The sequence below is a fragment of the Aeromonas sp. sif0611 genome, assembly GCF_019218845.1.
GTDB classification, from domain to species: Bacteria; Pseudomonadota; Gammaproteobacteria; order Enterobacterales; family Aeromonadaceae; genus Aeromonas; species Aeromonas media.
The window spans coordinates 130,508-141,134 of sequence record NZ_JAHUWU010000009.1 but is presented as its reverse complement, the minus strand read 5'-3'; the positions used below and the strand labels follow the sequence as shown (position 1 = coordinate 141,134).

Here is a 10,627-nt window from a genome sequence, read left to right as displayed (position 1 = left end):
CCTCAATGAAGCGGCAGACAATTTAGCAAAAAGCTAACCAGACAGCGGAGCGGTAGTTCAGTCGGTTAGAATACCGGCCTGTCACGCCGGGGGTCGCGGGTTCGAGTCCCGTCCGCTCCGCCACTAACAAGAAGCCCAGTCTCACGACTGGGCTTTTTTTCGTTTCAAGCACCCCGAAACACCACTATCACCACTAAAAGCTCGAGATATCGGCGAGTTGCCACATGATCTCTATTTGTCACCAGGTATCACACGGCTTTTCTAGGCACTCCGCCACTGATTTTTCTCTGGTGCATATGATGTAGAGGGAGGGGGCAAATCGTCCACTCAACAGACTGCGCTGCTCGATGAATAAAGAAGTGATGAAGTAGCGTCTCTGGGGGAGCCAAGGCGTTCTGCTTTCAATGGATATTGGTTTCGATAACTGTGGCCAGGAGTCGTCCACGCGATGCTCCTTATGCCTGCGGGTGAGGTGATTCAGGCAACACTTCGGGACATGGGGTAAGCGCGACCCCAGGATGGGCTGATTCGCTGAAGTGGGTATAAAGAAAAGGGGACGGCGTGTGCCGTCCCCTCAAGTCATCTCGTCCAGTCCCTGAACTGCCATGCTCCCTGCAATCCTTGACTCTATCCTTTCCTTTGGAATTTCCCCTTCCCATTCCATTGGGGTGTCCTGTGGCCATCCTAGCCTGGCAATCACTCCTGATTGCTTCACCCTCTCCATCCTGGAGGTGTCCATTACCACATCCAGTGGTGTTCCTTGCGTCATCCTGACAGATAACCACCCTGGTCATCTCGCTTCATCCTGAAGCTGTTCCTGCCGCTCCTGCGGGGTTCCTGTCATCCTGAAGAGTGACTATCCGTGCCACCCTGCCTCATCCCGAGGTGTCCTTCGACCGCATCCTGCGGTTGTCCTGTCATTCCTTGTGATAACCATCCGGGTTATCAACCTCATCCTGAGGTGTCCTGCCACGTCCTGTGGCTTTTCCTATTTATGCGCTGTTCCTGCATCCTGCCGAACCAGCCATCCTTGTGAGACCCATACTAAGGCAATCGTGGGCAGGAACAAGGCATGAAAGGCCATCAGATAGCGTCGGATGCTGAATAGATATCAACCATTAATCTTAATTTGTCTTTTTTATCAGTGTCTTATTTAGTTTCTCAGGAAAGCATGGGGCTCTCGGGATGGCTTCACGTACGGCTCAACACTGAGGGGTCTTACAGGAGGAATGGCGGATCTCTTACAACCAAAAACAGGGAGGAAAACGATGGTACAGAAGGTTCAATCTGGGATGTAAGAGTTAAAAATTAATTGAATAATTATGTATGAAAAACAGACAAAAGCCGAGCTCATGCTCGGCTTTTCATCATTCATCCGATTGTGCTCAGCTGACCCGGGTACCCGGTGTCGGATATGCCTTGCGCAGGGACTCCGGTGCCAATACTTCCAGGTTGCCGCTCATGTTGTTCAACCAGGAGCGGAACTCGGGTGTATCCTGGACCTCGGTCTCCACCACCACGCTGCGCTTGTCGTAGCGGGTCATGCGCGGGTTGTGTCCCGGGATCTGCCCATCGATCAGGGTGGGGCAGTTGGCGTCGATGCGCCCGACGAAGCGGATCGGACCGCTGACGTCCTGATAGCCCTGGTCGCGGATCAGCCTCTGGACATTGAAATCCTTCGGCTGGGTGGCGCTGAAGTTGGTCAGTTCCACATTTTTTATGTGATCGAACGGAATGCCGTAGACCTTGGGATCCAGCTCGGACAACGTGCAGAGCAGGATGGGGCCATCGGGCTGGTTCAGGATCCCGAGCGGATTGATACGGTCATAACAGAGCCACACGGTGCGCTCCTTGATGACGCGCTGGATCTCGGCGCTGAACTTGCGACCACGCCAGAGGGCGTCGCGGATCAGGGTGCTGCGGCGGATCTCCGGGTTGCCGGCAAATGGGCGCGGCGACTGATGCACGCTCTCGAGCCAACGTTCCGCCAGCTCGCTCTGACTGTCCCGGATCACCTGGCTGGCCTTGTCGACCAGAGGATTCAACTCGGTCAATACACTCGCCGGTAGCAGTTGGCTCGCCTGATCACTCCAGGTTTTAAGGGCCACCGCCAGCGAGAGCGGCATGATGTTGGCAAAGTCGTTCAGTCCGTGGCGCTCGAAGCACCAACCGTGAGGTTTGCTGCGCTCATCGGAGGTGAGGTCGAACAGTCCCATGCCGGACATCTCTTCCAGATCCCGTTGCACGGTACGCAGACTGACGTGAATGCCTTCCTCTTCCAGTTTTACCTGGAGCTGGCTGGCGGTCAGCTTGTAAGGGCGGTGCGGGATGCAACGCGCCAAGGTCAGTTGTCGTAACAGCTTCTTACTCATGGTGCATGCCTTCACTGGTTTAGCGTTGAGTGTATCCTAGCCATGGCTTGCGACAGTCTATGTCGCAAGTTTTGCTGCGACAACTGTCGCCATTTTCATACATATCGAGATAAGAAATTGATAAATATCATAAAAACAAAAATGAAGGGGGTTGTGTGGAGCCTTTTTTTGCCAAAATAAAGCGTTCACTTCTTTTCCCCTATTGTCACGGTCGGGGGGAAATGTGTAGGGAGAATGAGAGGGGGGAGGTGGGAAAGGGGGTGAGGGACTGAGCCCTCACCGGCAAAGAGGGGGTCAGGCCACCCAGGACCAGGCTGACTTGGTGATGGCGGCGCCAATCATGTAACCAAACACCGCCAGCGCCGCCACACCGGCCACCAGCTTCTGGCCGCGAGCAGGGCGCTTGAGCGCCATGACCCCGAGACCTATGTAGACTACCAGGGCGATCAGCTTGGCCATCAGCCAGGGCTGTTGCCCCGGGCTCATCTGCAGGGTCACCGCCAGCAGCACGCCAAACAGCAGCAGAAAAGTGTCGTTGATATGGGGCAGCACCTTGAGCCACTTCTGTTGCAATCGCCCGCTGCCAGCCAGTGCCAGGCTCCAGCGGTAGATGAACAGCAACAGGCTGACCAGGGCCAGGGTCATGTGCAGGTGTTTGAGCATGGGGTAATAGGCAATCATATTGCTTCCTTGTTGTTGTCGGGCAGACCGCTGTTCCAGTTGTGAGCGTGGGTACGCTCCTGTCCTTCCTGATCGTCTTGCAGCAGATCGGAGAGGATCTCGCGGTATTGCAGGCTCTTGTTGATATAGGTGTGTTCATCATCCAGGTAGTTGACCTGTTCCCGCAGCAGCCGGTTGTCATACTGCTTGAACACCTGGCCCGCACGCCAGGCCTGGTTGGCCCGAAATCCCAGCTGGGTCAGTGCTTCTACCCCCAGATCCACGGCCGAACCCAGGGTTTCCCGGTGCACGCTGTCGACGCCGTGACGGAGGATCTCGTGAGCATGGGGCCTGTCCTGGGCGCGGGCCAGTATCTTGAGGTGCGGGAAGTGTTTCTTCACCATCTCGATCACCTCGAGAGAGGTGGCCGGATCGTTGATGGAGAGCACCAGCAGCCTGGCCTTGTGGGCGCCAGCGGCATGGAGCAGGTCGAGTCTGCTGGCATCCCCGTAGAATACCTGATAGCCGTACTTGCGCAGCATCTCTATCTGGCTGGCGTCCTGTTCGAGGATGGTGGTGCCGATGCCGTGACCGTGCAGCAGACGTCCGACTATCTGACCGAAGCGGCCAAAACCGGCGATGATGACGGGGTGCTCGACCAGCTCGGGTTGTTCGTGCTCGGGTGTGTCGGCCTGGTTGCGGTAGTCGAACCATGGCTGGATCACCCGATCGTTGAGGATCAGCAAGAGCGGCGTCAGCGCCATGGAGAGCGCCACCACCAGGGTCAGCAGCGAGATGATGTCACTGGGCAGTACCTTGTTCTGGGTGGCGAATGAAAACAGCACAAAGGCGAACTCCCCCCCTTGGGCAAGCGCCAGGGCGAAGGTCCAGCGCTGGCTCGGTGAGATGCGAATGACCAGGCCGAGCACCATCAGGACCCCCCATTTCAAGACCATCAGGCCTACCACCAGGGACGGAATGAGCAGGGGATGGGCGGCAAACAGGCCGAAGTCGATGCCGGCCCCCACCGACATGAAGAACAGGCCGAGCAGCAGTCCCTTGAACGGCTCTATGTCCGCCTCCAGTTCGTGGCGATACTCGCTGTCGGCCAGCACCACCCCGGCGAGGAAGGAGCCCAGGGCGGGGGAGAGCCCCACCGACTCCATCAGCACCGCGATGGCGATCACCAGCAGCAAGGCTGCGGCGACGAAGATCTCCCGCATGTGGGATTGAGCGATGGCACGAAATACCGGTCGCATCAGGTAGTGGCCGCCCAGTACTATGCCGGCGATGGCGGCAACCACCAGCAGACCGTGTTGCCAGCCTGCCAGGTCCGGATTGCCGTTGCTGGCTACCGGCGCGATGGCGAGCAGCGGCAGGATAGCCAGGATGGGGATGACGGCGATGTCCTGGAACAACAGCACAGCGAAGGCGGAACGGCCGCTCTCGCTCTGCATCAGTTTGCGCTCCTGCAGGCTCTGCAGCACGATAGCGGTGGAGGAGAGTGCCAGAATGAGGCCGATGGCGAGCCCCTGTTGCCAGGGCAGGCCGATGAGATAGCCCACCCCGGTCAGGGTGGCGGTGGTGAGCAGTACCTGCAGGCCACCTGTCCCCAGGATGGGGCCCTTCAACTGCCACAGCAGGGCGGGACGCAGCTCCAGCCCGACCAGGAACAGCATCAGCACTACCCCGAACTCGGCGAAGTGCATCACATCCTTCTGCTCCCCCACCAGCCCCAGCAGGAAGGGACCTATGATGATGCCCGCCAGTAGATAACCGAGCACGGACCCCAACCCCCAGCGCTTGGCCAGCGGCACGGCGATCACCGCCGCCGAGAGGTAGATCAAGGCGTCAAACAGCAAGCCATGTCCCATCAGAGCACCTCCAGCAGATCGCGCAGATAAGGGCTCGCACCCAGCTGGGCCGGGGTCAGTTGTTCATCGCGCAGGGCGCAGAGCAGTTGACGATAGTCCTGGCCGCAGCGGTGCAGGGCCTGGGGATCCTTGAGCTTGTGGAAGGAGTGCAGTACGAAGGGAGGCAGCCAGTGCATGCCGCAGAGCTGCGCCGTCTGCTGGAACGGCAGCAGGAAGTCGAGCAGGGGCCGCTGGTTGTAACCCGCGCTGCAATAAGATTCGGGGGCGCCCCCGGTGGTGATGGCGGAGAGCCACTGCTTGCCGGCCAGGGCATGAGCCTCCGGGCCGTAGGCATAGCCATATTCCAGCACCAGGTCCATCCACTCCTTCATGATGGCGGGGCAGGAGTACCAGTAGAAGGGGTGCTGGAAGACGATGAGATCGTGCTCCGCCAGCAGTGCCTGCTCGCGCTTCACGTCTATATACATGTCCGGGTACTGCTGATAGAGGTCGTGCAGGGTGACCCCCTCCAGGCCGTCGATGGCCTGCAGCAGTTGCCGGTTGGCCCGGGAGCTCTGCAGCGCCGGGTGCGAGAAAATAACCAGAATGCGTTTCATGGGGTCATAACCTGAGCGGGACTCGTGTCGGCGAATAAGATGCATCGAATGGCGACGTTATCAAGAAGCGCCCTGAGCCGCCAGTGGTGGACGAGAAGGCCTTGGTAGTACGCACCTCTCTTGGCGCCACGCTGTCAGGGGGAGTGTGCCATGGCCTTCGGCCCATCTCACCCTCTTTTGATCTCCCTCAGGTGGCAGGCTTGACCCTCCCCCGGGGCCAGGGGTTACCATAGGCCTCCTTTGATTACTGAGTCATGTCATGGTTTTTACCCGTCGCCAACTCGCTCACGCCCGTCGCTGGCTCCCCCTGTGGAGTCTGGTGCTGGTGTTGATGTCGTTTGGCAGCCGGGCCGCGACCGATCTTTGTACCCTGACGCCCCACTGCAGCCAGAGCGAGCGCACCCTGGAGAAGGCCATGCCCTGTGGCAGCTTCACGTCGGCCCTCGCCATGACGGTGCTGACCGGCGACAGCCTGACGGTGGCCATGCTGGAACCTGACTCCCCGGATTACCTCTCCCCTTCTCTCTATGTGCCGGATGCCCCGAGGGCACGGCTGGAGCGTCCCCCTCGCACACTCGGTTGAGTCGATTTGTCCCCTGTTCATTGGGTATTTCTTCTTATCTGAGGTGAGTTATGTACAAGTCCCTGTTACTGGCCCTGCTGGCCGGTACCATCAGTTTCTCTGCCCTGGCAACGGAGCAGATGACCGTCTACAAATCCAAGTACTGCGGCTGCTGCGAGACCTGGGTCAAGCACATGGAAGATAACGGCTTCGAGGTCAAGGTCGTGGAAACCGAGCAGCTCGATCCCATCAAGCAGCAGCATGGCATCACCCCGCAACTGGCCTCCTGCCACACCGGGGTGGTGAATGGTTATGTGGTGGAGGGACATGTGCCCGCTGCCGACGTGCAGAAGATGCTCAAGGAAAAACCGGCGATCCGTGGCCTGACCATTCCGGGCATGCCCCAGAGTGCGCCAGGCATGGACATCCCCGGTCAGCCCTATCAGGTGCTGAGCATCAGTGAGGAGGGCGCGACCACCGTCTGGTCGAGCTATTCCGGCTGACGAACACTGGTCATGAGTCGGCACCACTCCATCATGTGAGGCACACCTGAGCGAACCCGTGTCGTTCATGACCAGAGTTGGAGGGCCACCCTTGTGAGAGGGTGGCCCTTTTTCATGGTTTCGTGCCGAATGTCAGGGGATCACTTGCAACCCAGGGCGACAAGGGGCAGATTGATCGCCAATTTATTTTCTCAGGGGCGATGTTCCGGTTTGCCAGCCTTGATTCCGCACCGGCGGAGCGAGCGGCGGCGGCTTGATCGTCAATTCATGGCGCTCCCCGCGAGCCTGCCTGCCCTGTTACAGCGCAAAGGATGCGACATGTTCATCTTTCCCCGAGGGTTGCTGCTGCTGGCTTGTCTGGTTGCCGTGCCCTGTACCCATGCCAATGAAGAGCCCGTCATGCCGACAAGCGAAACTCCCATCCTGCCTCCTGTGGCCGCCAAGCACCCCCATACCCTGAAAAAGCACGGGGACGTCCGGATCGACAACTACTACTGGCTGCGTGACGACGAGCGGCAGAAACCCGAGGTGCTGGACTATCTCAAGGCCGAGAACGCTTACACCGAGGCCATGCTCAAGCCGGTCCAGCCGTTGCGTGACCAGCTCTACAAGGAGATGGTGGCCCGCATCCCCCAGCAGGACGAGTCGGTGCCCTATGTGAAGAACGGCTACCGCTATCATACCCGTTATGAGCCGGGCAAGGAGTACGCCATCTACTCCCGCAGCAAGGTGGAGGGCCAGCAGGCGTCGAACCTGATGCTGGACAGCAACCAGCGCGCCGAAGGTCACGAGTTCTATTCGCTGGGGGCCCTGGAGGTGAGCCGCAACAACCGCTGGCTGGCGGTGGCGGAAGACTTCCTCTCCCGCCGTCAGTACCAGATCCAGTTCCTCGATCTGGAGAGCGGCGCCTGGGCCGCCGACAAGCTCGAGAACACTTCGGGCAACCTGGTGTGGGCCAACGACAGCAAGACGGTGTTCTATGTGCGCAAGCACCCCAAGACCCTGCTGCCCTATCAGGTCTATCGCCACGAGCTGGGCAGCGATCCCGCGAAGGACAAGCTGGTCTACGAGGAGAAGGATGACTCCTTCTATGTGAGCCTCTACGCCACCACCTCGGAAGATTTCATCGTCATCGCCCTCTCCAGCACCACCACCAGCGAGGCGCGCCTCATCGATGCCAACACGCCGGTCCAGGCGCCGCGGCTGTTCCTGCCTCGTCAGGTGGATCACGAATACAGCCTGGATCACTACCGCGGCCGCTTCTATGTGCGCTCCAACAAGGACGGCAAGAACTTCGGCCTCTACGAGACCAGGGAGAGCCCGGTGGATCGCTGGAAGGCGGTGATAGCCCCCAATCCGGACGTGCTGCTGGAGAGCTATGCCCTGTTCAGGGACTGGCTGGTGCTGGAGGAGCGCAGCAAGGGGCTGACCCGGCTGCGCCAGCTCAACTGGCAGAGCGGCGAGCAGAAAGAGATCGCCTTCGACGATCCCGCCTATGTCACCTGGCTCGCCTACAACCCGGAGCCGGACACCAGCGCCCTGCGCTATGGCTACTCCTCCATGACCACGCCCTCATCCACCTATGAACTGAACATGGACAGCGGCAAGCGCACCCTGCTCAAGCAGCAGCCGGTGGCGGGCTTCAAGGCGGATCAGTATGCCAGCGAGCGAGTCTGGGTGACCGCCCGCGACGGTGTGGACGTGCCGGTGTCGCTGGTCTATCGCAAGGATCTGTTCAAGAAGGAGGGCAAGAACCCGCTGCTGGTCTATGGCTACGGTTCCTACGGCGCCAGCATGGATCCCGACTTCAGCAGCTCACGCCTGAGCCTGCTGGACAGAGGCTTCGTCTATGCCATCGCCCATATCCGGGGTGGCGAGGAGCTGGGGCGTCCCTGGTATGAAGATGGCAAACTGTTGAAGAAACAGAATACCTTCCACGACTTCATCGACGTGACCGAGGCGCTGGTGGCCCAGGGTTATGGTGCCAGGGATCAGGTCTACGCCATGGGTGGCAGCGCCGGCGGCCTTCTGATGGGGGCCGTCATCAACCAGGCGCCCCAGCTCTATCGCGGCGTGGTGGCCCAGGTGCCCTTCGTCGACGTGGTCACCACCATGCTGGACGAGTCCATTCCCCTTACTACCGGGGAGTACGACGAGTGGGGCAATCCGAACCAGAAGCGCTACTACGACTACATGAAGAGCTACAGCCCCTACGATCAGGTCAAGGCGCAAGCCTACCCCAACCTGCTGGTCACCACCGGGCTGCACGACTCCCAGGTGCAGTATTGGGAGCCCGCCAAATGGGTTGCCAAGTTGCGTGAGCTGAAGACGGATAACAACCAGCTGTTGCTGAGCACCGACATGGACGCCGGCCACGGCGGCAAGTCGGGGCGTTTCAAGGCTTACGAAGACATCGCTCTGGAGTTCGCCTTTATCCTGGAGCTGGCCGGTAGCAAGGCGTGATCGTCAGGGGTAGATGAAAACGAGTTGTAACAGAACCCCGGTCAGGCCGTCGGTGACGACGGTCGATCGGGGTTCCTGCATCTTGGCGATATAGCCGTCATCAAGATGGTATTCATGCTGGATATGGCCGTTATTTCGATATAACGAACCAAGATGCTAGCCCTTGCCAGCAAAGGGTTACAAAAGACTCTGGCTGCTTTTTTATTGCTTCCATTCACCGGCTCATGTAATTAATCTTCGGCAGAGAAATAAATGATCCGCTTCAAAATTCTCGCTATTTAAATCCGCCATTTTGCTGTTTTGTTTGATTTATGTTGGCGCTATGTGCTTAATCAGGGGCGTTAAATCTTTTGAACTGACCAGGTTGTGGTCAGATCACCTCCGATCGGCATGACGCTGATTATCTCACCGCAGGATGATGGTGGCTTATGGAAGGGCGTTCGCCGCTCGACCATTTCCTCGTACGAGGCTGTATAGGCAGACCCAGTCTTGATGCGGGTCCGTCTCATATTCACCCGGGAATCGGGTGAGATAAATCAATGAAAAGGATGAAGAACATGAAAGGATTATCCTTGGCGTGCGCCCTGTCGGCTGCCCTGGTCGGTGCTACTTTCGGTGGTCCGCTGCAAGCGCAGGAGCGCTTCGTGACCATAGGCACCGGTGGTCAGACCGGCGTCTACTACGTGGCGGGCCAGTCCATTTGTCGTTTCCTCAATCGCGGCGCCGCCGATCACCAGATCAAGTGCAACGCGCCGGCCAGTGGCGGTGGCGTGGCCAACGTCAACGGCATCCGCAGCGGTGAGTTCAACTTCGGCATCATGCAGTCCGACCACCAGTACAAGGCGATGAAGGGGCTGCCGCCCTTCCAGGCCGAGGGGGCCATGGATGACATCCGCGCCGTCTTCTCCCTGCAGAGCGAAGTGTTCACCATTCTCGCCCGCCGCGACGCCAAGATCGCCGGCTTCGATGACCTGAAGGGCAAGCGCGTCAACATCGGCAACCCGGGCTCCGGCCAGCGTGACACCATGGAAGAGATCATGGCGGTCAAGGGCTGGAAGAAGAGCGACTTCGGCCTGGTCTCCGAGCTGAAGCCGGCCGAGCAGGCCTCCGCTCTGGGTGACAACAACATCGACGCCATGAGCTACTTCGTCGGTCACCCGAACGGTGCCATCCAGGAAGCGTCCACCACCACGGATGCCGTACTGGTGCCCGTGACCGGTGCCGACATCGACAAGCTGCTGGCCGAGAAGAGCTACTACACCAAGGCCGAGATCCCGGGTGGCATCTACAAGGGCAGCGACAAGCCGACCCCGTCCATCGGTGGCAAGGCGGTGCTCTCCACCAGTGCCAAGGCCGATCCTGAAGTGGTCTACCAGCTGGTGAAGTCGGTGTTCGACAACCTGGACCGCTTCAAGCGTCTGCATCCGGCCTTTGCCGACCTGAAAGAGGCCGACATGATCAAGGTGGGTCTCTCCGCGCCCCTGCATGAAGGTGCCGTACGCTACTACAAAGAGCGTGGCTGGCTCTGATTGAAGGCCTGCCGGCCTTCCATCGTTCTCTTCGACACCCGCCTGCCACACCGGCAGCGGGTGTCGTG

Annotated in this window: 8 protein-coding genes and 1 tRNA gene; 5 read left to right on the top strand and 4 right to left on the bottom strand. The window is 59.4% G+C overall.

Annotation, left to right across the window (positions count from 1 at the left end):
• Positions 1-46: 46 nt before the first annotated feature.
• Positions 47-123 (top strand) — tRNA-Asp (locus tag KW824_RS18165).
• Between the two features lie 1,262 nt (positions 124-1,385).
• Here KW824_RS18165 and KW824_RS18160 read toward each other — a convergent pair.
• The 4 genes from KW824_RS18160 to KW824_RS18145 form a co-directional block, all read right to left on the bottom strand.
• A complete protein-coding gene (locus tag KW824_RS18160) occupies positions 1,386-2,372 on the bottom strand; it encodes a YafY family protein (RefSeq protein WP_043131274.1) in 987 nt (328 codons plus the stop codon).
• A 294-nt stretch (positions 2,373-2,666) separates the two neighbouring features.
• A complete protein-coding gene (locus tag KW824_RS18155; RefSeq protein ID WP_005332163.1) occupies positions 2,667-3,053 on the bottom strand; it encodes a SirB2 family protein in 387 nt (128 codons plus the stop codon).
• Positions 3,050-4,906 carry a glutathione-regulated potassium-efflux system protein KefC gene (gene kefC, locus KW824_RS18150; RefSeq protein WP_218410618.1) on the bottom strand — a complete coding sequence of 619 codons (1,857 nt, stop codon included), beginning with the start codon at positions 4,904-4,906 and terminating at the stop codon, positions 3,050-3,052. The genes KW824_RS18155 and kefC overlap by 4 nt, the downstream gene beginning before the upstream one ends.
• On the bottom strand, positions 4,906-5,502 hold the full coding sequence (locus KW824_RS18145; RefSeq protein ID WP_042650020.1) for an NAD(P)H-dependent oxidoreductase: 597 nt from the start codon (positions 5,500-5,502) through the stop codon (positions 4,906-4,908). The genes kefC and KW824_RS18145 overlap by 1 nt, the downstream gene beginning before the upstream one ends.
• 259 nt (positions 5,503-5,761) lie before the next feature.
• On the opposite strand from KW824_RS18145, the gene KW824_RS18140 reads away from it, so the two are divergent.
• The 4 genes from KW824_RS18140 (at position 5,762) to KW824_RS18125 (ending at position 10,559) form a co-directional block, all read left to right on the top strand.
• Positions 5,762-6,085, top strand: a complete 324-nt coding sequence (locus tag KW824_RS18140) for a hypothetical protein (protein WP_171273046.1) — start codon at positions 5,762-5,764, stop codon at positions 6,083-6,085.
• Positions 6,086-6,135: 50 nt separating this feature from the next.
• A complete protein-coding gene (locus tag KW824_RS18135) occupies positions 6,136-6,567 on the top strand; it encodes a DUF411 domain-containing protein (RefSeq protein WP_005332167.1) in 432 nt (143 codons plus the stop codon).
• A gap of 318 nt (positions 6,568-6,885) precedes the next feature.
• The gene (locus tag KW824_RS18130) at positions 6,886-9,030 is read left to right on the top strand and encodes a S9 family peptidase (protein ID WP_218410617.1); all 2,145 of its coding nucleotides are present in this window, start codon (positions 6,886-6,888) and stop codon (positions 9,028-9,030) included.
• 557 nt (positions 9,031-9,587) lie between these two features.
• A complete protein-coding gene (locus KW824_RS18125) occupies positions 9,588-10,559 on the top strand; it encodes a TAXI family TRAP transporter solute-binding subunit (RefSeq protein ID WP_042650028.1) in 972 nt (323 codons plus the stop codon).
• Positions 10,560-10,627: the final 68 nt, after the last annotated feature.

Coding starts and splice junctions, on each gene's coding strand:
- KW824_RS18160 (WP_043131274.1), bottom strand. CDS start 2,372: ATGAGTAAGAAGCTGTTACGACAACTGACCTTGGCGCGTTGCATCCCG.
- KW824_RS18155 (WP_005332163.1), bottom strand. CDS start 3,053: ATGATTGCCTATTACCCCATGCTCAAACACCTGCACATGACCCTGGCC.
- kefC (WP_218410618.1), bottom strand. CDS start 4,906: ATGGGACATGGCTTGCTGTTTGACGCCTTGATCTACCTCTCGGCGGCG.
- KW824_RS18145 (WP_042650020.1), bottom strand. CDS start 5,502: ATGAAACGCATTCTGGTTATTTTCTCGCACCCGGCGCTGCAGAGCTCC.
- KW824_RS18140 (WP_171273046.1), top strand. CDS start 5,762: ATGGTTTTTACCCGTCGCCAACTCGCTCACGCCCGTCGCTGGCTCCCC.
- KW824_RS18135 (WP_005332167.1), top strand. CDS start 6,136: ATGTACAAGTCCCTGTTACTGGCCCTGCTGGCCGGTACCATCAGTTTC.
- KW824_RS18130 (WP_218410617.1), top strand. CDS start 6,886: ATGTTCATCTTTCCCCGAGGGTTGCTGCTGCTGGCTTGTCTGGTTGCC.
- KW824_RS18125 (WP_042650028.1), top strand. CDS start 9,588: ATGAAAGGATTATCCTTGGCGTGCGCCCTGTCGGCTGCCCTGGTCGGT.